At 41.9% G+C, this 22,241-nt stretch carries 20 protein-coding genes; 9 read left to right on the top strand and 11 right to left on the bottom strand.

What is annotated here, in order from left to right; translation table 11 throughout:
• Nucleotides 1-315 precede the first annotated feature (315 nt).
• Nucleotides 316-1,356 (top strand): HEAT repeat domain-containing protein, encoded by a 1,041-nt coding sequence (locus I8748_RS09870; RefSeq protein ID WP_198124402.1) that lies wholly within the window; start codon nucleotides 316-318, stop codon nucleotides 1,354-1,356.
• 664 nt (nucleotides 1,357-2,020) lie between these two features.
• Here I8748_RS09870 and I8748_RS09865 read toward each other — a convergent pair.
• On the bottom strand, nucleotides 2,021-2,911 hold the full coding sequence (locus tag I8748_RS09865; RefSeq protein WP_198124401.1) for a hypothetical protein: 891 nt from the start codon (nucleotides 2,909-2,911) through the stop codon (nucleotides 2,021-2,023).
• Nucleotides 2,912-3,267: 356 nt separating this feature from the next.
• Between I8748_RS09865 and I8748_RS09860 the strand changes: the two genes are divergently transcribed.
• Complete coding sequence (locus tag I8748_RS09860) at nucleotides 3,268-3,798, top strand: pentapeptide repeat-containing protein (RefSeq protein ID WP_198124400.1); 531 nt, start codon at nucleotides 3,268-3,270, stop codon at nucleotides 3,796-3,798.
• A 163-nt stretch (nucleotides 3,799-3,961) separates the two neighbouring features.
• Here I8748_RS09860 and I8748_RS09855 read toward each other — a convergent pair whose 3' ends face one another.
• A complete protein-coding gene (locus I8748_RS09855) occupies nucleotides 3,962-4,486 on the bottom strand; it encodes a DUF937 domain-containing protein (RefSeq protein ID WP_198124458.1) in 525 nt (174 codons plus the stop codon).
• Between the two features lie 432 nt (nucleotides 4,487-4,918).
• On the opposite strand from I8748_RS09855, the gene I8748_RS35645 reads away from it, so the two are divergent.
• The 3 genes from I8748_RS35645 (at nucleotide 4,919) to I8748_RS09845 (ending at nucleotide 8,519) form a co-directional block, all read left to right on the top strand.
• On the top strand, nucleotides 4,919-5,050 hold the full coding sequence (locus I8748_RS35645; protein WP_263975726.1) for a hypothetical protein: 132 nt from the start codon (nucleotides 4,919-4,921) through the stop codon (nucleotides 5,048-5,050).
• Between the two features lie 220 nt (nucleotides 5,051-5,270).
• Nucleotides 5,271-6,824 (top strand): YcjF family protein, encoded by a 1,554-nt coding sequence (locus tag I8748_RS09850; RefSeq protein ID WP_198124457.1) that lies wholly within the window; start codon nucleotides 5,271-5,273, stop codon nucleotides 6,822-6,824.
• Nucleotides 6,825-7,634: 810 nt separating this feature from the next.
• On the top strand, nucleotides 7,635-8,519 hold the full coding sequence (locus I8748_RS09845; protein WP_198124399.1) for a DUF4231 domain-containing protein: 885 nt from the start codon (nucleotides 7,635-7,637) through the stop codon (nucleotides 8,517-8,519).
• Between the two features lie 110 nt (nucleotides 8,520-8,629).
• Here the strand turns inward: I8748_RS09845 and mscL are convergent, their stop codons facing one another.
• Nucleotides 8,630-9,061: a large conductance mechanosensitive channel protein MscL gene (gene mscL, locus I8748_RS09840; protein ID WP_198124398.1), complete on the bottom strand. Its 432-nt coding sequence runs from the start codon at nucleotides 9,059-9,061 to the stop codon at nucleotides 8,630-8,632.
• Nucleotides 9,062-9,300: 239 nt separating this feature from the next.
• Here mscL and I8748_RS09835 point away from each other — a divergent pair, with 239 nt between their 5' ends.
• Both I8748_RS09835 and I8748_RS09830 read left to right on the top strand, forming a co-directional pair.
• Nucleotides 9,301-10,221 (top strand): class I SAM-dependent methyltransferase, encoded by a 921-nt coding sequence (locus I8748_RS09835; protein ID WP_198124456.1) that lies wholly within the window; start codon nucleotides 9,301-9,303, stop codon nucleotides 10,219-10,221.
• Nucleotides 10,222-10,339: 118 nt separating this feature from the next.
• Nucleotides 10,340-11,194: a PrsW family intramembrane metalloprotease gene (locus tag I8748_RS09830; protein ID WP_263975725.1), complete on the top strand. Its 855-nt coding sequence runs from the start codon at nucleotides 10,340-10,342 to the stop codon at nucleotides 11,192-11,194.
• Nucleotides 11,195-11,261: 67 nt separating this feature from the next.
• Here I8748_RS09830 and I8748_RS36030 read toward each other — a convergent pair whose 3' ends face one another.
• The 3 genes from I8748_RS36030 to dnaK form a co-directional block, all read right to left on the bottom strand.
• Entirely contained in the window at nucleotides 11,262-11,975 is a 714-nt protein-coding gene (locus I8748_RS36030) for a rubrerythrin family protein (protein WP_198124396.1), read from the bottom strand.
• 723 nt (nucleotides 11,976-12,698) lie between these two features.
• Nucleotides 12,699-13,439, bottom strand: coding sequence for an SDR family oxidoreductase (locus tag I8748_RS09820; protein ID WP_198124395.1), 741 nt, complete (start codon nucleotides 13,437-13,439; stop codon nucleotides 12,699-12,701).
• 267 nt (nucleotides 13,440-13,706) lie between these two features.
• A complete protein-coding gene (gene dnaK / locus I8748_RS09815) occupies nucleotides 13,707-15,608 on the bottom strand; it encodes a molecular chaperone DnaK (protein WP_198124394.1) in 1,902 nt (633 codons plus the stop codon).
• Between the two features lie 606 nt (nucleotides 15,609-16,214).
• Here dnaK and I8748_RS09810 point away from each other — a divergent pair.
• On the top strand, nucleotides 16,215-17,219 hold the full coding sequence (locus tag I8748_RS09810) for an ADP-ribosylglycohydrolase family protein (protein WP_198124393.1): 1,005 nt from the start codon (nucleotides 16,215-16,217) through the stop codon (nucleotides 17,217-17,219).
• Nucleotides 17,220-17,466: 247 nt separating this feature from the next.
• Here I8748_RS09810 and I8748_RS09805 read toward each other — a convergent pair whose 3' ends face one another.
• Both I8748_RS09805 and I8748_RS09800 read right to left on the bottom strand, forming a co-directional pair.
• The gene (locus I8748_RS09805; protein WP_198124392.1) at nucleotides 17,467-18,126 is read right to left on the bottom strand and encodes a glutathione S-transferase family protein; all 660 of its coding nucleotides are present in this window, start codon (nucleotides 18,124-18,126) and stop codon (nucleotides 17,467-17,469) included.
• A gap of 551 nt (nucleotides 18,127-18,677) precedes the next feature.
• Entirely contained in the window at nucleotides 18,678-18,926 is a 249-nt protein-coding gene (locus tag I8748_RS09800) for a DUF6761 family protein (protein ID WP_096558187.1), read from the bottom strand.
• A gap of 572 nt (nucleotides 18,927-19,498) precedes the next feature.
• Here I8748_RS09800 and I8748_RS09795 point away from each other — a divergent pair.
• Nucleotides 19,499-20,269, top strand: a complete 771-nt coding sequence (locus tag I8748_RS09795; RefSeq protein ID WP_096558188.1) for a response regulator transcription factor — start codon at nucleotides 19,499-19,501, stop codon at nucleotides 20,267-20,269.
• A 149-nt stretch (nucleotides 20,270-20,418) separates the two neighbouring features.
• Here I8748_RS09795 and I8748_RS09790 read toward each other — a convergent pair whose 3' ends face one another.
• The 3 genes from I8748_RS09790 to I8748_RS09780 all read right to left on the bottom strand — a co-directional run.
• A complete protein-coding gene (locus I8748_RS09790) occupies nucleotides 20,419-21,189 on the bottom strand; it encodes an ABC transporter ATP-binding protein (RefSeq protein WP_198124391.1) in 771 nt (256 codons plus the stop codon).
• Between the two features lie 85 nt (nucleotides 21,190-21,274).
• A complete protein-coding gene (locus I8748_RS09785) occupies nucleotides 21,275-21,841 on the bottom strand; it encodes a hypothetical protein (RefSeq protein ID WP_198124390.1) in 567 nt (188 codons plus the stop codon).
• A gap of 168 nt (nucleotides 21,842-22,009) precedes the next feature.
• A partial coding sequence (locus tag I8748_RS09780; protein WP_198124389.1) for a DUF4079 domain-containing protein occupies nucleotides 22,010-22,241 on the bottom strand: 232 nt, incomplete at its 5' end.

Raw genomic sequence — 22,241 nt, 5'->3', positions numbered from 1 at the left:
TTTATAAATCATATCTAAACAATAAATAAGGTAGTGCTAATTAGGCTAAGTTAAAAATTTTAAATGTAGGGTGTGTTGTCGCCAAGCGCCGCACCGCTAATAATTAAACTGCGATAGCCACGGCATAATATAACACCACTGACAACAATGTCGGAAACTCGCAAAATATCTGATATGAAGCACTTTGATGAAATTGTACTTTACACTTTTATCACATCAAAAAAGATGACTTTCTTAAATTTGTCAAGAATTAGCATTAATGGTATAATTCACCACAAAATATAAAAATTAGCAGTAGTGTATAAGGTAGAGTTTGTGGCAAAGTACATCAAGTTAAATTTCTGGAATAAAATTCCCTATTGGTTATTAGCATCTCGAATCGCTGTCACCATGTTGGGTGTTGTATCACCTTTGGTAGTGGCTAATACAGGCTGGGCACAAACTACAAACCAATTGAACGTTGATCAGTTAATAGAAAACTTTAAAAATGATGATTTATTAGAACGGCTCAACACAGTTACAACATTAGGAAATCTCAGAGACGAAGTATTTATTAGGGAAGCATTAGCTAAACTCAACCAAGCTTTGAAAGATCCTGATTGGCGAGTGCGTAGTGGTGCGGCGTTAGCTTTATCTCAAAAAGGTGGTGGAGCAATTAAAGACACATTACCTAATTTAGTTGAAAATCTCAATGATCCATATATATTCGTACGTAGTAGCGCAGCTAGAGCCATTGGTAGCATTGCAGGTGAAGATAATAGTGATGGCACTGGAAATATATCAGTTGAAGCTGCAAGGTTTGCTCCTTACTTAGTTAACGCTCTTCAAGACCCAGATTTTTCAGTACGTATCAATGCCAGTGTCGCTTTAGTTAAGTTAAATTCTAAATCTTATCTGACTGTATCTCGTCTGATCACAAACCTCAACAACACCGACGAACCCACCCGTATCACTACTGCTCAAACGTTAAATACAATTAGTAAAGCAGCTGCTAATGTTGCTCCGAATATTGCTAAAGCGCTGCAATATCCAGAACCATCAGTGCGGGGACTTGCTGTTGAGACCATTGGTAGTATTGGTACTGATACTAAAGTTGCAATGCCTTATTTGATTAAAGGTCTTGAAGATCCTGATTCGTCAGTGCGTAACGTTTCTGCTAGAACTATAGCGACAATAGCAGGGAATCTTCAAGAAAAAGCAAGGGCTAATGTTTTAACCCAATCTGATATAGATGCAATCCCAGAGATGGAAGTTGTTTTGAAAATTTTGCAAAACCCTCAAAAAGGTTTTTATAACAATGAGAGAGAAACTGTACGGCTTTCTCTTAATGCGTTAAAAGCAGCAAGAGGGAGATAAAAGTAGGGTAAGCAAAACATATCTTTAGTGAAGCCAAGTATTGGACAATCCCGCCCGTTAATCCCCTCCCCGTCAACGGGGAGGGGAAACAAAGTTTTGTAGGATGTGTTACGAATATATAAGGATTTGAAAGTTTGAGAAAGTGAAAATTAGCCGTAACCTACCATATTTATCGGTGCGTTAAGCGTTGCTATAAAGCACCCTACAATTTAAGGTTTACTTTATAAATCATCTCTTAACCTTGCAGCAATTTTTGAAACCTTTTATCATCGCAGGCAGACTACCAGAAATTAAGTTGTTAATAAAATTTTTGTGGTCTTAGTAGAATTTCAGGATTATCTATATATTCACCACCAGGTTGATGGCTAGAAGTTTTTAATATGCCGCAGGCTTGGATGGATTATACCAATTGCTAGATGAAGAAGGCAGGAGAAAGAAGGAATGCAAGCCACCAAATTAAAGATGATAGCTACTAGCGTGACCGGGCTAACATAGTGCATAAATATACTCTTATGGGATGGGCGTCTCTGATAATTGGCAGGCAAGATGCCTGCCCCACAAGAAAATCTATTGCAACATTTTAGTCCTAACGCATCAAAAATATCGGATGGTGCAGCGCTTGGCGACAACACACCCTATGCTGATACTTTTTCAAATCAAAAGTCTAATTTGCTAACCACAATGCGACATTCCGCACATAAGTTTTGATATCTTCTAAAGCCTGTGGCTCTTTTTTCATTCCGTCTCCTGGTGTTTCCTCTACAAAACTGGGACAGCCTTTTTCAACATCCCAGTTATAATCGACTAAATGATGAAAACTAGAGTTAGCCACTGCACGTCCTAAAGTATTACCTTGTGCGTCTTTGTGATGTTCTATGGCAACTACAAGATTGAAATTACGACCTGTAATTAAACTTTTTCCTAAAGCAATTACCCGCACATTTGGATTACCTAAAGGCGCTCCAATACCTCCTTCATGGGGATGAGAAGGAAAAAATTCGATAACTCCCGAAGGTGAATTAGGATTTTTCAAAAGTTCGTGAACAGGTTCAACAATAGTAATTTTTTGATAGTCACCATTCGCTCCAGAATGATAGTTAGGCCAAGAGATATAAGTTGTATAAGGGTCATCTCGATTCCAGCGAGATTCATCAGGATCGGGATTTTTGGTATTAAAGTAATGGACATCACCAATATCAATTAAGCCGCACATTGAACAACCCATATCTTGATGATCGCGTGTTGTCAAAATACCACCGCCACGTTGCCGAAAAGCATTAATGCCAGCAATATCTTTTTGGGTTAAACCTTTATCGACTTCTAAGGCAAATAGCCAAAGTTCATCAAACTCTGACTTGTCAAGGTTGCTTAATACTGGATCATTACCTTCTGCATCTGATTCATAATCGCGTGCTGTGACTGCAAATAAAGGATTTCCCGCTTCGTCTTTAATAGATACGAGATAATCTTGTAACAAAGAGAAACGCCCAACACTCCAATCATCCTCTGTAGTGGGAATCGTAGTTTGCAATAGAATCTTAATTGGTTTTGCCATAACTTGTGCTAAACGAACACCACAATTGAGTATAGCGATCGCATCACATCAATATTTCAATTCTTCAAATCCCTAAATATCTTTCTTGGGTGTGAAACCAAGTTATAACTCCAGATAGTCGTTCAATAATTTGAGGTTAGCTACTGTAGATAAAGTGTTTGTTGCCAGAGTTATCCTCAGTTGCGCGTACTGAGGACTTTTTACCTGTTTGTCTAGCTGGAATTACCTTCATAACTTACGCAAAACTACACAGTCTGTTCGGCAGTTCATGAATTGCCGCTACATGGAAATTAACGTTTGACTATTGTTTGCCTAACTCCTGACCTTAAATCAACGTTCCTTAACACAGCGACGATATGAAAGCAGATGAACTCTTGAAAAAGTATGCCGCAGGCGCGAGAAACTTTACTGCTGTCAACCTGAGCGAAGCCAACTTGAGGGAAGCTAATCTCAGTGGTGCAATTTTGGATAGAGCTATCTTAGATGGTGCTAATCTTAACCATGCTAATTTAGCGCAAACTAGCCTGGTTGGGGCAGACTTGAACGGAGCTAATTTAAGCGATGCCAACCTCACTGGTAGTAATTTAGCTGGAGCCATCCTAGATGGAGCTATTTTAGACGGTGCAGTTTTAGACGGAGCTAATTTGAGTCAAGCGGATTTGACTGTCGCCAACTTGATTGAAGCTCATTTGAGCGAGGCAGAATTACATGAGGCCAAATTGAACGCAGCAAATTTAGATAAAGCTGATTTGAGTGGCGCAGACTTAACTGTAGCCGACCTAACTCAAGCAAATCTCACCGATGCAGATTTAAACAAAGCTAATTTGAACGGGGCAAATTTAGAAGGAGCGAATATAGAAGGAACAATTTTAGATGGGAATGAGTAAGGGGAATGGGGAACTCGGGGCCCCCTCTGGGGATAAGGGGCAATGGGGAATTGGGAATGGGGAACTCGGGGCTCCCTCTGGGGATAAGGGGAATGGGGAATTGGTTTAGTTATTCTCTCCCTCATCCCCCCTGCTCCCGCGCTCCCTTGCCCCTCTTTGTTGATTACCTTCTGATATACTGACTAGCCAACTGGATAGCGTCAGCGATATCGACATCACCATCTCTGTCCGCATCTAGGAAGGAATTCAAGACAGGATTCCCGCCAGTTTGAGGATTTTGAGCATTTGCGCCAGATTGAAGGAAATTCAGGACTACGGGCACTGCTAGAGGCAGCAATTGTTGGATAATACCGGCATCTAAGCCTGTGCGTTGGGCAGCAACTTCAGCCACCTGTTGCTGTATCGCCGGAGAAAAGAGGGAATCAACAGCTTCAGGGTTGGGAGAAGTGCCACTATATTGATTGACCAAAGCTTGGGCTTGTTCATTGCCATCTGTGGCTTGCTTCTCTTGTAAAGAAGAACGCACATAGTTACCTACAATACCCAATAAAGATTGTATCGTTGAAGGATCTGCCCCAGTGCGATCGCTCAGCTGATCCACGGCGTTAACAATACTTCCGATTTGACCCAAGCTACCTTGCTGATTAGGATTAGTGACTGCACCAATAATTTGATCGAAAAGTCCCATAGGTTTGATTTGTTTCTGGGTTATTTTCATTCCTAAGACTGACCTGATAACTGCTCAGACTTTACTCAGATTTGAAGTTTGAGACAATACAAACCAAGTCTGCCTTCGGGTATACATTACTTTATTGCAGGAAATTGCACTAGGAACAACTTCCCAAAGTCTAGGTAGTTTGGGAATTGGAAATGGGGCATTGGGCATTGGAAATTATTTTTTCTTAATCTTTTTCATTCTCCCCATCGCCCCTAATCCCCAACGCCACTTGCAAAGGCTGCCGGGGAACCATGCGCGGCAGTCGCTCATGGGGAGCCACTCCGTTGCGGTGAGGGGGTCGCAGTCTTGGCGGTTTCCGCCGATTGCGTTAGCGAAGCGTTAGCGACGCAGGAGCGTCACCCCCGAACCCGAAAGGGGGTTCCCCCCGTTGAAGGAAGTGGCGTGGAGACCACGCCAGATGCTCCACTTGGTGAGGGAGTTGCCGTCTTGGTGAGTCCAGTCCCTGTCTTGGTTCGCCAGTTGCTCCACTTGGGCAAAGCCCAAGTGGAGCAACTGCCGTTAGCGAAGCGGTAGCGAGCTTGCGAGCGTCACCCGTAAGGGCTTGTTGCCAGATGGGGAACTGGCGATCTCAAGAGCGTTAGCGACGCAGTGGCTCCTCCCTTTCGGTCGTGGGGCCCCGAGTTCCCCTGCTCCCTACTCACAACTTCTTTCTTACTATTCTGATAAAAAAAACTGAAACTATTAATATAAAAAGCATGTGCGTGCTGAATATATCCATTCATTGTTGCCACCCATGCCTCTGTCCCGCATAGTCACACTCATTGTTGGTCTGATCGTCATTTTGGGGCTAGCCCTGTGGCTGATTGATTCTCTCTCACGCCTCTATTGGCAGTTGTCTTACTCTCCCCTGCTAGGCAATTTGCTGCTATTGCTGCTGGTTGTGCTGATCGGAGGCTTGGTTGCAGCTTTTGTTTATTATGTGCTGGTACTCCAGGCTGGAGAGAAACGTTCCCGCCGCAATCGTCCCCGTGTGACTCCAGCGCAAATTCCGGTTGCCAAATCTGATGCTGCTTCTTCCACACTCAAAGCTGTGCGACAACAAGTAGCCCAAATTCAAGATGAAGTCGCCAGGCAGGCTTTACTCAGCCGATCGCGCGAAATTGAAGTCAATTTAGCACGCGGTGAAATTCAAGTGGTAGTATTTGGCACTGGAAGTGCTGGCAAAACTTCTTTAGTAAATGCAGTCATGGGACGCATGGTCGGTCAAGTAGATGCACCTATGGGTACAACCCAGGTCGGTGAAACCTATTGCCTGCGGCTAAAGGGATTAGAACGCAAGATTTTAATTACAGATACACCAGGAATTTTAGAAGCAGGGGTAGAAGGTACGGAACGAGAGCAGTTAGCAAGAGAACTAGCAACTTCAGCAGATTTACTATTATTTGTAGTAGATAATGACTTGCGGCGTTCAGAATATGAACCACTACGGGGGTTAGCGGAAATTGGCAAGCGATCGCTGCTGGTTTTGAACAAAACTGATTTATACACAGACGAAGATAAGGAAGCTATTCTTGCACGCTTGCGTCAACGGGTGCGGGGATTTATTACAACTAATGATGTAGTTGCGATCGCCGCTAATCCCCAATCTGCACAACTGGAAACTGGCGAAATTTTCCAGCCAGAACCTGATATTGTCCCATTGCTGCGGCGCATGGCAGCTATTCTAAGGGCTGAGGGCGAAGATTTGGTTGCAGATAATATTCTTTTGCAATCGCTGCGATTGGGAGAGGAGGCGCGAAAACTCATTGATAGCCAACGTCGCCGCCAAGCTGACAAAATCGTAGAAAGGTTTCAATGGATTGGTGCGGGTGTAGTTTCAGTCACGCCGTTACCAGTTGTCGATTTATTGGCAACTGCCGCGGTCAATGCTCAAATGGTTGTGGAAATTGGCAAAGTCTACGGCTGTGAACTGAACATGGAACGGGGACGAGAGTTAGCCCTTTCTTTAGCAAAAACCATCGCCAGTTTAGGTATCGTCAAGGGAGCAATTCAATTACTTTCTACTGCTTTGCAAACTAATCCTGCGACTTTCATTGTGGGTCGTGCAGTTCAAGGTGTCACCGCAGCATATTTAACACGAATTGCTGGAAAAAGTTTTATTGAGTATTTTCGCCATGACCAAGATTGGGGCGATGGTGGCATGACCGAGGTTGTACAGCGACAGTTTCAAATTAATCGCAGAGATGAATTTATTAAAGCTTTTGTACAAGAAGCGATCGCACGAGTAGTAAAACCGTTAACAGATAAATCTGAGGTGGTTGAACACGATGAAGAAGCCCAAACTTAACATGTGATGTAAATAGGTAATGCCATTTTACATTTTGGGTAAATTAGATCGGAGCGTTATTATGTCTAATCTTTCTGTTTATGAATTCATCATTAATAAAATTAAACCATATATAGGACTCATATTTGATTTTTGAACAAAACTCAGTACACCTTTATTCCTTCTTCCCAGTCCCCAGTCCCCAGTCCCCAGTCTCTTACCTCTACGAGTGATTCAGAAATCAAATCGAATTACTATATAAGTATTATTGCTTATTTTTGAAAGTTGAATCAGCCATTGATTAATTTCAATGGTAAACTATCTGACAACCAGAGATTTTGTAATGCGATTAGCCACCAACTGCCTCACTTCAATGTTGTTTTGGGAATAAGTTTAAGTTGTGCATTGGGGGCAATGGGAACATAGGATGAATGAAAATTTGTGGAGAGCGATCGCTACCAACCTCATTTTCACACCAATTTTGCCAAGTGTATTATTTACTTGGTCTCCCCTATCTTACTTTCCGCAGTTACATAACTACACTTAATCACCCTATAGAGTGATAAAAGCGCTTTAAATTCGCCTTGTTGGTAGAAATTTATTTACGTATAAAAAATTTTTATTCATTTAGTAATAATACTTAAGAAATTTCGTATTATCAATCAAATACAGGTATTTTTCTGATTAACTAGATATAATAGATTTAAATAAATTCACGTAAAAGAAAAGTCAATTTTTTGTTTTTTTATACTTTTTTACTACATAAAGGCGAGTGTGTCTACCACAATCAATTGGCAATATTTTACGTGTTTAGCAAACGAGTGAGATGCAATGACTACTTCTGAATTAAGTAATATTGATCTGAAAAATCAAAGGGGAAATTTGGATACAATTGAAGATTTATCCTCTAAATCACCTCAAAAAAAGTTGTTTACCTTGAAGGTAGTTGAGTATTTATTAGTTGCAGCTTTTGTTTCAGCCTTGATTTTGGTTATCATTTTCTCAACTGATAAACAATTGGTAATTGTTAGTGCAGTAACTTTAGTTTTTTCGCTTTTTTTGTTTCTTTTGAATAGACAAGCAATTCAAGAATCTAAAAATGCAGCTGATGAGTATAATCTTAGCAAAAAAGCCGAACTTTATTCTTATCTGTTGAGTAATAGTAATTCTGTGGATAAAAATACGTTCACTCCGGTCAGAGGCAAGGCTTTACAGTACTGCCAAGAGTTGATTAACGATTACAAAAAAACTCGCAATTGGGCAAGAACTCTTTACTATACTTTGCAAATCGCAACTGTAATTTTGTCAGGTGTAACACCAATTTTAGTTTTGGTAGACAAATTAGAAGCAGGACAAGCTTGGCTCAAGTGGCTGCCAGTAATTTGTCCAGCTGTTGCCTCTATAGTCGCCAGTATTGTGACTTCTTTTCCTTTTCAAAAGAATTGGATTGCTGCTAACACAGCCGTTGAATTGTTAGAAGCTGAACAAGAGAAATTTGTATTAGGAGTAACTCCGCCTTATCGCTGCTATGATCTTTCTGACGAAGTTGAACAGCAACAAAAAGCAAGCCAAGCATTAGAATACTTTATTACCCAAGTGAATAATATTCATCTCAACCAAGTGCAACAAGCGGGTGAGACGCAATCAGATAAAACAGAGAAAAAAGACAAGACAGAAGCAACTCCATCTAGCGAGTCAAAGCAGGAGCAGAGTTAGCAAAAATAGATGAGGGTTTAGGGGTGCATTCAAGACAGGACTGCATCCCAGTGATGCTACCCCTCCTCCCTCAAACAGATAACTTTCTTAACAGAAATGTTTGGAGTTCCCTATAAATGAGTGTTGCGAGATTCTAAAGTATTTGTCAGCCTATTCAATGCGCCAGTCAGCTTTTCTTGAGCTGCTAAATTAGGGTCTGTTAGTGGGGATTCAATAGTGGTATTCTCTTGCCTCTTGAATTTTTGTAGGGCTTTAATTGCCACAAATAAGATGAAGGCAATGATTAAAAAGTCAACAATTGAGCCGAAAAACTGACCAATAGCAATTCCTGGGCCGACTGTGATTGTTCTCCAGTCTTTGCCACTCAGACTAACCAAGGGATTAATCAATGGCATAATCACATCCTCAACAAAAGAAGTGATAATCTTGCCAAAAGCAGCACCAATGATCACAGCGATCGCCAAGTCAACTACATTACCTTTAAGGGCAAATTCCTGAAAATCTCTGAGAAAGCCGCTGGCTCTTCTTCTTGCTCTAGCCATACTTGACTCTGGAGAAATTTAGTATAGTTTTTTGATGCCACTCAGCTTTTTGCCAACTCAGTCGAGCTAGATTTCGCTAAGTACCGAAATCTTACTAATCTTGGATCAAAAGAGCATCATACTTTGGCGAGAGGAAAAAACACGGTTGATACTTATCACTCGTTAACTTTAGAGAGTTCCCTAATTGATTTGAAAATCCCTATGTGTCATAAGTAAAAAAGATGGTTCAACGCAAACTTATGACCGCTGCTGTACAAACTTCTCCCAACTTAGCCACTCGCTTAGTAAACGGCATACTGGCAATTAAGCCTTTAGCCAACCTAGCCAAGCACCAAGCCAGACAAATGATGATTAAACGCGCCGAGGATATGGGCGTACCTTGGACGAAAGAAGTACAGAAATTACAGGCGCGTGATTGGAAAACCGAATTAGCTCAAGTCCAAAACCCTGAGCTTTCTTACCCAGATTACTATCTCACCTCATTCCACGCCTACGAAACCGGAAATCTTAGCTGGCAGGCCGCTTTTGAAGTAGAACCTGCTGCTTATGCCGTCCACGCGAAGATTTGGCAAGGTGCTAAAGCTCAAGGTGATGCCAAACTACGCCAAAGCTACCACGATATTCTCAAACCTTCTCTTGCTCATGAACCGCAAGACATCCTCGACTTAGGGTGTAGTGTGGGACTCAGCACCTTTGCCCTACAAGAAGTTTATCCCCACGCCCAAATCACAGGCTTAGACTTATCTGCCTACTTCTTAGCTGTTGCTAACTACCGCGCACAACAACGTCAGGCAAAAATTAACTGGGTTCATGCCGCAGCGGAAGCTACTGGGCTACCAGATGCTTCATTTGATTTAGTCTCCATTTTCTTGGTGTGCCATGAATTACCGCAATTGCCAACCCAACAAATTTTAGCTGAGGCTCGGCGTGTGCTGCGTCCTGGTGGCTACTTGGCAATTATGGACATGAATCCCAAGTCTGAAGTTTTCCAGAAAATGCCGCCTTACATTTTAACGTTGCTCAAAAGTACTGAACCTTATTTAGACGAATATTTTGCTTTAGACATTGAACAAGCCATTATTGAAGCAGGTTTCCAAGCTCGCGCTATCACCAGCAATAGCCCCCGTCATCGCACCATAATTGCTCAGGTGAGTGGCTGATTTCTCTTTGCTGCTGTGGGCTGCAATTCCACCACTGCTGCTTCTGGGCTGTTACTATTGCCGTGTCCAGTTTGCTCCATCTTTGCTACGCTTGCTATTGCCATTTGTCTTGGGGGCAATGTCTGGTTTCGTTGCCCTCAACCTAGAATTGGTTTTTGAAAATGTAGCTAACTCGGTTGTTAACTGGCAAAAAATTCAGTATTCGCTGCTTGGTGTAGCCCTACGGCAGCTTGTAGAAGTAGGCCCAATTGAGGAAGGTTGTAAGCTGGTGGCGGTTGTTGCCTCAAGCTGTTATTTTCAACGCAGGTATCAACTACGCCCTAGTAGTGTTTTTCTTTTCACCATAGCCATTGCCCTCGGATTTACTGCCCAAGAGAACTGGATCTATTTTTACCACGGCACAGCATCAATTTTTGAACGCAGTATTGGTACACCAGTCCACGCCATGTTCTCTGCCCCTTGGGGATATGCCTTGGGAATATATTTTTCCTCCACGATGGTTTCACATCAATTGATGAAATTAATTCCCAAGGCTTGGATAAATTCTGTAATTTGTCATGCTTTAGTAAATGTTCTATCTGCTGCTTGGCGTTATTCAACACCTTTGAATTTCCTCAGCTATGGTTTATTTCCATTTCTGTTGTGGATGTTTTGGCGACTGGAACAACTACTGAGAAAAGTGCAAGGTAAACCTTCTATTATCTTGATTTCTGGACATACATCACAGTATCGTTATTGGCAGCGGGGTTTAGTGCTATTTGCTCTCATGCTGGGTGGAAATGCTATTTTTGGGCTATTTCTTTTAACAAAAACTCTTAGCCCTCTGAGTCTGTCGCAAATTTTTGAGCTTGGTGTTTTATATTTTATATTTAGCCGCTTCCTGCTCAATTTTATTTTTGGATTTTTAGCTTGGGTTATCTATCGTTATCTGCGACATTTTGCTGAGCATCGATATTTGATTCGTAATTTATAAAGTAGGGGCGTACAGCTGTACGCCCCTACTGTTGATTCATGTGTTGTAAAGATTTTTGAAAATGGTATTAAGCTGCGGCTTTTTCTTCAAATGGTTGGAAGGTTTTTTTAGTAGCACCGCAAATTGGACATTTCCAATCATCGGGAATTTCTTCAAAAGGTGTACCAGGAGCAATTCCTGAATCAGGATCGCCAACTACAGGATCATAAATCATGCTGCATTGTCTGCAAATCCATTTACGAGTTTGGGGATCGTTACCTGCAACTCTGGTTGCTGCTTGTCCTCCATTTAATACTTCTAATGCTTCAGAATAGCGATCGGCGTGGTAATTTTCGATGAATTTTAACAAACCAAAACGGTGTGCAGCTTCACGAAATGTGTCCGCATGATCGGTAGATTCTTTAACTTGTTTGAGAAATTCTTCAGCAGCGGAATTATCGCGATCGCGTTGAGCATCTGCGGCAAACTCTGGATACATTGTGGTATACTCATACGTTTCTCCTTCAATTGCCAAAGATAAGCAACGAGAGACGATTTCTTTTTTTTGTTCGTCACTTAAAGCAGATGGATCTTCTACAACAAGTTCTGGGTGCAGCAACCTAAAATGAGCAAAGGCATGTTCAGTTTCTTGTTCTGCTGTTTCTCTAAAAAGTTTCGCCAGATCTGTAAATCCAAGTTTACGTGCTACATCAGCAAAAAATAGATACTTACGATTTGCCATCGATTCACCGCCAAAGGCAGCTTCTAAGTTTTGCAGTGTAGTAAAGTTTGATAAATCCATACTCTTTGAGTGTGTCTAAGGTTTTTATTTTGAGAAACACAGACTTTAAAACTAGGTAAATGAGCAGATACTCTCATGGTTAAAAACGTCTACTCTTTTCCCAATCAAAAAATACCTAAATTTTTTCTCACGTAGATGTGTTGGCGAACCTTCTAGTAGAGTAGCGGATTTATCATAGGATACCGCAAAGAAGGCAAAATCTACAAAGAAAAAATAGGTAATCTGATGGTGGTAAGGGAGTAATACAAGTTTTTTTCCACATGGATTTACCAGTTTTTTAGCTGCTCCAAAACAATTATAAAACTGAAAATGAATCGTGCAAGGTCTTATGCCAATTATGGCAAATCTCACAACAGATTCAAACCTAAAAACTGAGATTATATTTGATTAGGGTTACAATCAATAGCACATTTTATTAAAAATAACCAGTTAAGAATTAGTAATTAAGCCAATACTTATTGATATAGCAGTCGAAGCAGAGTTGAGGACAGTGCTGATTGCTCAAAACTTTGAAATAACTAGTTTATCCTCAGCAATCAGCACGAACACACTCAGCACTTTGCTATAGTTAATCAAATGATTTGTGATTTAAGTAGTTTGCAATTCTCAGAATGGGTAGTCAGTGTATCCTGCGGCATTAAGGTCATATGTTTTCGGATTTGGTTAGGACTTACGCATTGACAGAAAAACCCAAATTTGTAAGATGAATTTCAGAGATTAAAACTAAGCAATACCACCATTGACACGAATGTTTTGACCAGTGATCCATCGTGCTTCATCGCTAGCAAGAAATGCTACAACATCAGCAATTTCTTCCACATCTCCGAGTTTTCCAAAGGCTGCCATTTGGGCTAAACGGTTAATTTGCTCTTCTGTTTTGCCCTCTCGAAATAGTTCTGTATCAGTAGGGCCTGGAGAAACCACATTCACAGCGATACCTTTTGCACCTAATTCTTTAGCCAGTACCCGTGTGATTTGTTCAACAGCGCCTTTAGTTGCCACATAAGCACTATAAGTGGGTAACATCATCGCTGTGGTTGAAGAGGAAAAGTTGATAATGCGTCCCCCTTCTGCCATGTGTAGCGCGGCTTGTTGACAAGCAAAATAAGTCCCTTTGACATTAATAGCAAAAATTTTGTCGAAATCTGCTTCTGTAACCTCAGTAATTAGCTTATATATGTTGATTCCGGCATTATTTACCAGAATATCAACTTTACCAAAACGTTCTATTGTTTGCTCAAACAGCCGTTGGATTTCAGCTACTTTACTCACATCAGCTTGTACAGCCAAGGCCTGTACTCCCAACTTGTCAATTTCTGCAACAACTTCTTGTGCTTTGGCTGTATTACCTGCATAGTTAACGACAACAGAGGCACCACTTTCTGCTAGTTTAAGAGCGATCGCTCGTCCAATACCACGCGATGCACCAGTAACAATTGCAACCTTTCCTGCTAAAGCTGCCATATATTCACCTGTTTAGTTTTGGTTAACTGAATATCTAGGAGATCACAGTCAGGAACTAGAGTATTTACCTTCTAACTCTACCTTTATTAAGGCGTATAATTTTCTGAAATACATGGCAACTGAGGCACACTTTACAAATTCTCAGTGTTCTCTTTTTTGGCGTTCTCTGCGCCTTGGCGGTTCGTAAAAAAATCCCCATCCAAGCACTTACCTGGATGGGTAATCTGAATTAGGGATAATTATCTTATCCCTAAATAATCAGTAAAATTATTTTGACTCAGTGAAATCTGCATCAATTACATCATCACCGCCACCAGAAGAAGCAGAACCACTATCTTGAGGGCCGGGGCCAGCAGAACCATCAGCACCAGCTTGTTGATAGATGTTGCTACCAACAGCAAACAATGCTTGTTGTAGTTCTGGAGTCAGCTTCTTGATTTGCTCATCATCTTCTTTAGCAACTGCTTCCCGCAGTTCTTTCACCAAACCTTCGACCTTAGTCTTGTCGGCTTCTGGAACTTTATCGCCCAAGTCTTGCAGTTGTTTCTCGGCTTGGTATGCCAAAGAGTCAGCTTGGTTCTTACGTTCAATTTTCTCACGCCGCTCTTTATCAGCAGAAGCGTTTTGTTCGGCTTCTCTAACCATGCGGTCAACGTCAGACTTATCTAAGGTGGAAGCACCAGTAATGCTGATGGACTGTTCTTTACCAGTACCTTTGTCCTTAGCGGTAACGTTAAGGATACCGTTAGCGTCAATATCGAAAGTAACTTCAATTTGGGGAACGCCGCGTGGTGCTGGCGGAATGCCATCTAAGCGGAAAGTTCCCAAACTCTTGTTATCGTTAGCGAATTCCCGTTCACCTTGGAGGACGTGAATTTCCACGTTGGTTTGTCCATCCACGGCGGTAGAGAAGACTTCTGATTTCTTGGTAGGAATTGTGGTGTTGCGGGGGATAATTTTGGTCATTACACCGCCCAAGGTTTCTACACCCAAAGACAGCGGTGATACGTCTAACAGTAAGATACCTGTAACATCACCAGCCAATACACCCGCTTGAATTGCTGCACCAACTGCCACAACTTCATCTGGGTTAACGCTTTGGTTTGGTTCTTTACCCAATAAATTCTTGACTACTTGTTGTACGGCAGGAATACGGGTAGAACCACCAACTAATACAACTTCATCAATATCACCTTTGCTTAACTTGGCATCCCGCAGCGCGTTTTCAACGGGGATACGGCAACGGTCGATTAAATCAGAACAAAGTTCTTCAAATTTAGCGCGAGTCAGTGTTGTATCGAGGTGCTTGGGCCCATCCTGGGTAGCAGTGATAAATGGTAGGTTGATTTCTGCTTGGGTAACGCTAGAAAGCTCAATTTTAGCTTTTTCTGCGGCTTCAGTCAGACGTTGCAAGGCTTGTCTATCTTTCCGTAAATCAATGCCTTCGTCTTTCTTGAACTGTTCGGCTAAGTAGTCAACTATCTTCTTATCAAAGTCGTCACCACCAAGGTGGGTATCACCAGAAGTTGCTAACACTTCAAATACGCCATCACCTACTTCCAACACTGATACGTCGAAAGTACCGCCACCCAAGTCAAATACGAGGATGGTTTCGTTACTCTTCTTGTCAAAACCGTATGCCAGAGAAGCCGCGGTAGGTTCGTTGATAATCCGCAGAACTTCAATACCTGCGATTTTACCAGCGTCTTTTGTAGCTTGCCGCTGGGAGTCGTTGAAGTATGCGGGAACGGTAATTACAGCTTGGGTTACGGTTTCACCAAGGTATTTACTAGCGTCTTCAACTAGTTTGCGGAGAACTTGGGCAGAAATTTCTTCAGGGGCAAATTGCTTACCTGCGCCTGGAGAGTCCAGTTTGACATTACCGCCGCTGCTTACCACTTTGTAAGAAACTTCGGTAGTTTCCTTGGTTACTTCATCAAAGCGCCGTCCGATAAAGCGTTTGACTGAGTAAAAGGTATTTTCCGGGTTCATCACTGCTTGACGCTTGGCGATTTGGCCTACTAGGCGATCGCCATTTTTTGCAAATGCTACCACTGATGGTGTTGTGCGAAAACCTTCCGCATTAGCAATAACCGTGGGTTTACCACCTTCCATCACTGCCACGCAGGAGTTAGTCGTACCTAGGTCAATTCCAACTACTTTTGCCATTTTAGCTGCTGGCTCCGTATAACTACAAATGAACGAATGGGAATATAAAGGACTAAATTTTGAACCAACTGGTTGAAGAAGGCAGTCATTTCAGCATCAATAACCTTTGGTTCGGCTTTGCTGGGGTTTAAACTCCAGGTTATGCTGATATATATACTGAAGCTCGATATAGCCAGTCCATGAAGGGGGGTTTACCGAACCTTACATGTGACGGTTGATTTTAAAGATTGTGTTTAGTTGGTTCATAGATTAATTTACTTTCACTTCGTCTAATGTATGAGAATTAATACCTTGAGGAATTGGGGTGAACCGTAACGTCAAAGTGGTGTTTGCCGTCTTTAGCCGTCACAAACTATAGAGTTACTGAGGTATCCCTGGTGCTAAGACCTGCGATCGCTCAAATAATTCGGTTAAATCGCCAACATTTATTAACAGAGCTTTTGTGTTATATTTGTATTATTTTTGTTTACAGCTAATGCCAGTCCTACTGGGAAACATGGTTGATGCTGCACGTAGTTGGATTTGCATAAATTCACTAGCCTAAGTGTTGGCTGTGATTAAATTAGCTAAATTTTTAATTAATAATTATTAATTTTTTAATTATTTATGCGTCGTGCTTCTGGATGTTTATTCGGGCTTGCTTTTGGTGATGCTTTAGGCGCTGTCACTGAATTTTTATCAGTTGACGAAATTCGCCGTCGTTTTCCGCCAAATGGCCCCCAAGAACTGATAGGAAATCCAGTACTTGTAACTGACGACACGCAAATGACTTTAGCGGTGGGGCAAGCACTGGTGGAAACTTTATCATCAAAGCTGTCTACAGCTAATTTAGAGGCAGCACTACGACGTACTTTTATTGAGTGGTTACGTAGCCCAGACAACAATCGTGCGCCTGGTATGACTTGCTTACGGGCTTGCGAAAATCTAGAAACTGGTATGCCTTGGCAGCAAGCAACTAGGCCCAACTCCAAGGGTTGTGGCGCTAATATGCGTGTTGCGCCTGTGGGTTTGTTGCCATTAGATGAAACAAACCGTGCAGCAATTGCCCAATTCCAAGCTGCACTAACTCACGGCCATCCCACAGCCCTTGCTGCGTCAGATTTAACCGCGATCGCTATTGCTGACCTTGCTAAGGGAGGCGATCCCCAAGGATTACCTTCTCGACTCCGCACCTATGCTTTGAGCCAGCGCTCAGTCTATCACAAAGATTGGCTAGGTTCCCTGTGGAAACGTCCTTACATCAATACACCAGAGGAATTTATTAGCCGTGGGTGGGACGAATGTCTAGCAGTGCTTGACCGGCTTGACGCCGCATTAGTCAACCCCAATCGTGACGCTGACCCCTGTTTAGCTACGGGTGAAGGTTGGGTAGCAGAAGAAGCCCTAGCAACAGGTCTTTTATGCTTTTTGCTGTTTCCAGAAGAACCACTGGCAGCACTGCGTCGGGCGGCACTCACAGCTGGCGATTCTGACTCAATTGCTTGTTTAACTGGTGCTTTTGCTGGGGCTTATCTAGGGATGGCTGCATGGCCAGAAGATTGGGTGGTTCGCATTGAATACCGCGACCAACTGGCAGCATTAGGTCAACTTTGGGATTCATATCAAGTCTAAATAATCACTTGTTATTAATATCAGGCGATCGCTTCAAATTGAAGGCGGCATAAGTCCGAAGTTTAGATCAGGAAAAAATAAAGTAAGAAACAACTAATAAATGGGATTCTTTGACTCGCTCAAAATCTATATTGAATAAAGCTTTTAAAAGCCATTACTGTTCACCTTTCTTGCGAGGTCGCGGCTAGAATTTGCGATCGCAGCTTTTACTTCTCAACCCAGTTGAGGTAGTGTGCAGTGTTTGGAACTAAGGCATCTGTGCCATCTTAGCTGCTATGCGAGATTTTATAGCTTCTATGATTTCTGGAGTTTGGGTTTTTTGCCAGGCGGGACGTACTGTTAAGCGATCACACCAAGCATTCAATTTAGGATATTCACTCAGAGAAACGCCGCCCCTGGGCAACCAGGGTACTATACTACCAGCTACGGATTCAGCAAGAGTTATACTGTCACTGCCAAAGAAAGGACGATGATCAAGTAGACCTTCAAAAAACTTTAACACTGCTGAGATTTTCCGTTTTGACTGCTCAATTTTTTCTGGTTCAGCTCCAGGTAAGCCGAACATTACGGGGGATAATGGTACTGTAGCAGGCATTAATTCATTTACCGTTGCCAGTTGCACCATCCGTACAATTGCCAAATCTTTGGCATCAGTAGGTAACATAGCAGGTATGGGGTACTTTGCCTCTAAATAATCCAATATTGCTAAAGATTCCACTATATTAAAGTCATTATCTACTAAGGCAGGGATATGGTGGAAAGGGTTAATCGCTAAAAACTCTGGTTTAAATTGTTCACTATCCAAATAATTGACTTCTACCAGATCAAACAAGAGTTCTTTTTCTAAAAGAGTAATCCAGACCCGACGGGAATTTGGTGAAATTGGGTTGTGATAAAACTTAAGCATCGGAAAATGTCAAAGTTTTTATTGAGAATTAAACTCTAACATCAATTATTCGAGCTAAATTATTTTAGAAACCACGCCTAAATTTTGAGCTGCGACTACGCAAGGAAGTTGAGCAGCACTGGCAGCTAAAACGCTTATAAACACTGCTTTTGGGTGAGGCAATCAATTCTGTTTATTACTATGCTTCTTAAAACCGCTCAATTCCATAGTTAATTACATCATTATTACTTGATAGGCATTGATTAACACTTATCTAAGATCATCGCCTTCTAGTTGCGATCGCGGCTTAATTTCAATGTGTCCTCAAGCTGGTAAACTTTTAGTAAAAATACTCAATATCTCAGTGAACTATTGCTGAACGAATTGAAGACGTGAAGCATCATTAAAAATCCCCTCAGAGGAATTGGCATAACCAAAACTAATCTGAGGGGATGCTTTTATCAAGAAAATATCACCAAAATTTTACACCACTGCACTATTGATCAAAGCACATGATATGCTATAATCATCTGCGTTCAGCTATGGTTACTAAGAATGCCTGCTTGAAGCTATTAGTAGTAATCTGGTTGTGGTTGTGGTTGTGTCATTGCAAAATTTGATGCATCGTACAAGTAGCGGCTGGCTTCCTCTTCTAGGCGATGAATCAGATAAGGTTCAATAGCGTTTCCATGTCGCAGCGCGGCTAGGTATCCATCCAAATACATCCGCATATCATCCGTACGATAACCGCGATTCCATAACTCGACGAAGGCGTCGGTAATTCTTTGGTAATAGCGGATGGTTTGTGTGTCTTGGAGCATAACTGCTGTATTAATCTCTTTGGAATGAGAATTGTAAATGATTCACGCTCAAATGTGAAGTATCACTTCTAGTCTTTTGCCATCAACTAAAGACAAATATATCTAGATTTCCTTTGGGCTACATCCTCCAGCAGCTACAACTTAACTTCATCCTATTCTAGAAAATGGCGAATATGATGATTTAGTAAGCTATTCTTAGGATTTCCTTAACCTACTGCTCAAGTGTATTGGCAGTTGAGGTTTTATTGTGCCATGATGGAATCCCCGGACGCCATCAAGTTGAAAGATGGTTATGGTAGGGATTCTCTAGTCTAATGATAGTTCCTTGAAACATCACATCCTCTTAGGGCTGGATGTTTAACCAAAAGAACTTTTGATTTAGTCTAACAAAAATTTAAGAATAAATTAAAGAATATTACTAACTCCGCTTTGCACAAGGCATAAGTTAAACTTTTTTTCACTGTTTGTTTGCGGAAAGTAAAGCTAATTGCTATTGAAGTAACAAAGACTACAAAACCTTGAGCATGGGCTTGTTACCTTGAAATTCATCGACGCTAAGGGGTCTTACCACCGTGGGTTCGGTTTGTATTGAAATCGTTGAGGGGAATCCCCATTTGAGGTCGTTGCTAGGTTGGCACTTGCAACAGCTGGAATACAGAGTCCATCAAGCAGCCAGCATTTATCAAGCTAGAGAAGAATTTCTAGCCCATCAACCTACTCTAGTGATTCTAGATGCGGATCTGCCTGATGGTGATGGCATTGAGTTTTGCCGTTGGTTGCATCGTCAGCAGCAACCCTTAATCTTAATGCTATCAGCCCGTACCAATGAAGCCGATATAGTCGCAGGCTTAAAGGCGGGCGCAGATGATTACCTGAGTAAACCTTTTGGGATGCAGGAGTTTTTGGCAAGGGTAGAGGCATTGATTCGCCGCAAGCGGACACCTACTGCACCAGCATATTTAGATTATGGCACTTTACAAATCGATTTAGTACAGCGCCGTGTGCGATTCCAAGGGGAATTTATCGATTTAACGCCCCAGGAGTTTAGTTTACTGTACGTTTTGGCGCAAGCTGGAGGAGTGCCTCTTTCAAGGTCGGAATTGCTGCGTCGTGCTTGGCCTGACGCTATCGACAACCCGCGCACCATTGATACTCATGTTTTATCGCTAAGAAAAAAAGTTGAACTCGATCCCCGCCAACCTAGTTTGATTCAAACTATCCGTAACGTGGGATACCGATTTAACATGGAAATTTTGAATGCGAACATTCCGCAGTCACAAACCAAGTTAGCTAAAGAAAGATTCAGCAATCAACGTGCCACACTTAGTACTCAAAGGTTGTAGATTTGAGAGTTAGGAGTTATGAGTTAGGAGTTATCAATTTTTAACTCAGTAATTTGTAACCACATTCTTCAGCAACTTGAGCTTCTGTGGGTAGAAGTTAGGAGTTAGGAGTTATGAGTTATGAATTTTCAACTCAGCACCTAGACTTTTTAACCCCATTCTTCAGCAGCTTGAGCTTCTGCGCGTATCAGAATATCTTTAAGCTTAGCCCAGTCTATCTTAGAAGCTGTTTGATCTGCTAAAAGGCGACCTTGTTGTAAGTGTAGCAGCCTAGTGCAAAACATTTGGGCTAGGTCTAGCTGGTGATTTGCCATCAAAATTGTAGTTTGATGAGTTTGGCTGACTTGGGTTAAGACTTGCATCACATGAGAAGCTGTACCAATATCAAGGGCAGAGGTTGGCTCGTCTAATAGTAACATTTTCGGTTGGATGACCAAGGCACGGGCGATCGCTACTAATTGTCGCTGTCCAGCCGAAAGTTGTACATCAGTGCGTCCCAACCAATCACTAGGAATGTGCAGTTGTTCTATCCAATAGTTGACTCTTTGCTGAATTGTCTGTTTAGGCAAACCACGCAAGACTAAAGGATAGGCCAAAGCTTGCTGTACTGTCATCCCCAGGAGCTTAGAATCTTGTAATACCAGTGTCACTAATTGGCGTAACTGTATTACAGGAATTTGGCGATACTCCTGATTTTCCAGATAGATTTTGCCATTGGTGGGTTCACTCAGGCGGTTGATAAGACGTAATAGCGAAGTTTTACCAGCGCCGGAAGGGCCCACAATGGCAATACATTCACCTGAGAAAACCTCAAAAGAAATATCCTGCAATATAGGATATCCCTGTTGATTGCCCTTCAGCTTTGTAAATAGATTAACTTGCTCAAGCCTGAGTTGGGCTTTAGAAGTAAAATTATCCAAGTTTAATTGGGAATGGGGAATTGGGAATTGGGAATGGGGAATTGGGAATGGGGAATTGGGAGAATAACTAATGACAACTAATATATTAAGTTAATTGTCCAGTTGCTAGAGCTGTGGTAATTGTCCAGGCATCCACTAGAAACAGCAGCAAGGTGAATAATAGCAAAATCGCATACATCCACGGCTGTGCCAAAGGACGAACATCTGTGGTATCAATGCCCGTTTTCGCTTCTACAATTTGCACTAGACGGGCAAAGCCTGCTACACGCATTGGTAGTAAATAAGCTTTTCCATCTTGACTCAGAAAATAATAAACTAGCCCTCCTTGACCAGTCGAGCGGGGCTTTAACTGTTTTATGTCCGACCAAGGCAAAAACCAACCTTTACGAAAGAAACGAGGAACCCAAACAGGATATGTTACCTGAATTCCTTGGTCATCTAAAATTACTCGTTCAGTCAACACCGCATACAAGCCAATTAGACCCATTGTAATTCCTATCCACAACAACACTGGCGGGACGGGTGCAGCCGTTACTTGAGATAAAAAAGGTAATGGTACTGTGAGTGCCACATATAGACTCAATAAAGTGATCCGAATTAACGGAGACAGGCGAAAAACAGAAGTTGAGGTATTGGCTGAGTTTGCTGTCACGGCTTCATCGTAATGCTTTTCTTTATTTATTGTAAGATAGCCGTTTGTTCTACCCGTGATATTTGAAAACTAGGCTTTACCTTTGTGTCTTTGTGCCTTGGTGGTTAATAAAGTCAATTTTTCTACCACAAAGACACAAAGGCACCAAGAAAAATACATGATTTTAAATTAAGGTAAATACTTTTGTACTACACTCCAACCAGTTAAGGACACCCAAGCAAATCCTACAAACAAAATAATGTTTACACTAATGTGTAAAGGTCTAGCCCAAGTTCGCCTGGGAGAAATTTGTGTAGCACTAAAAGCTGACAGCAAAACCAATACTACTACTGTCAAGCCAGCAACTAAGTGTGACGAGTGCCCCAAAGAGCCAAAGTGTCCCAATGTGCCAATAATGCCA

This window comes from Amazonocrinis nigriterrae CENA67 (assembly GCF_016056305.1).
GTDB classification, from domain to species: Bacteria; Cyanobacteriota; Cyanobacteriia; order Cyanobacteriales; family Nostocaceae; genus Amazonocrinis; species Amazonocrinis nigriterrae.
The sequence above is the reverse complement of the archived record's forward strand: the minus strand, read 5'-3'. Positions and strand labels throughout refer to the sequence as shown.

What these genes read in the sequence shown, in the direction of transcription:
- I8748_RS09865 (WP_198124401.1), bottom strand. Translation starts at nt 2,911, where the DNA reads ATGGCAAAACCAATTAAGATTCTATTGCAAACTACGATTCCCACTACA.
- I8748_RS09860 (WP_198124400.1), top strand. Translation starts at nt 3,268, where the DNA reads ATGAAAGCAGATGAACTCTTGAAAAAGTATGCCGCAGGCGCGAGAAAC.
- I8748_RS09855 (WP_198124458.1), bottom strand. Translation starts at nt 4,486, where the DNA reads ATGGGACTTTTCGATCAAATTATTGGTGCAGTCACTAATCCTAATCAG.
- I8748_RS09850 (WP_198124457.1), top strand. Translation starts at nt 5,271, where the DNA reads ATGCCTCTGTCCCGCATAGTCACACTCATTGTTGGTCTGATCGTCATT.
- I8748_RS09845 (WP_198124399.1), top strand. Translation starts at nt 7,635, where the DNA reads ATGACTACTTCTGAATTAAGTAATATTGATCTGAAAAATCAAAGGGGA.
- mscL (WP_198124398.1), bottom strand. Translation starts at nt 9,061, where the DNA reads ATGGCTAGAGCAAGAAGAAGAGCCAGCGGCTTTCTCAGAGATTTTCAG.
- I8748_RS09835 (WP_198124456.1), top strand. Translation starts at nt 9,301, where the DNA reads ATGACCGCTGCTGTACAAACTTCTCCCAACTTAGCCACTCGCTTAGTA.
- I8748_RS09830 (WP_263975725.1), top strand. Translation starts at nt 10,340, where the DNA reads ATGTCTGGTTTCGTTGCCCTCAACCTAGAATTGGTTTTTGAAAATGTA.
- I8748_RS36030 (WP_198124396.1), bottom strand. Translation starts at nt 11,975, where the DNA reads ATGGATTTATCAAACTTTACTACACTGCAAAACTTAGAAGCTGCCTTT.
- I8748_RS09820 (WP_198124395.1), bottom strand. Translation starts at nt 13,439, where the DNA reads ATGGCAGCTTTAGCAGGAAAGGTTGCAATTGTTACTGGTGCATCGCGT.
- dnaK (WP_198124394.1), bottom strand. Translation starts at nt 15,608, where the DNA reads ATGGCAAAAGTAGTTGGAATTGACCTAGGTACGACTAACTCCTGCGTG.
- I8748_RS09810 (WP_198124393.1), top strand. Translation starts at nt 16,215, where the DNA reads ATGCGTCGTGCTTCTGGATGTTTATTCGGGCTTGCTTTTGGTGATGCT.
- I8748_RS09805 (WP_198124392.1), bottom strand. Translation starts at nt 18,126, where the DNA reads ATGCTTAAGTTTTATCACAACCCAATTTCACCAAATTCCCGTCGGGTC.
- I8748_RS09800 (WP_096558187.1), bottom strand. Translation starts at nt 18,926, where the DNA reads ATGCTCCAAGACACACAAACCATCCGCTATTACCAAAGAATTACCGAC.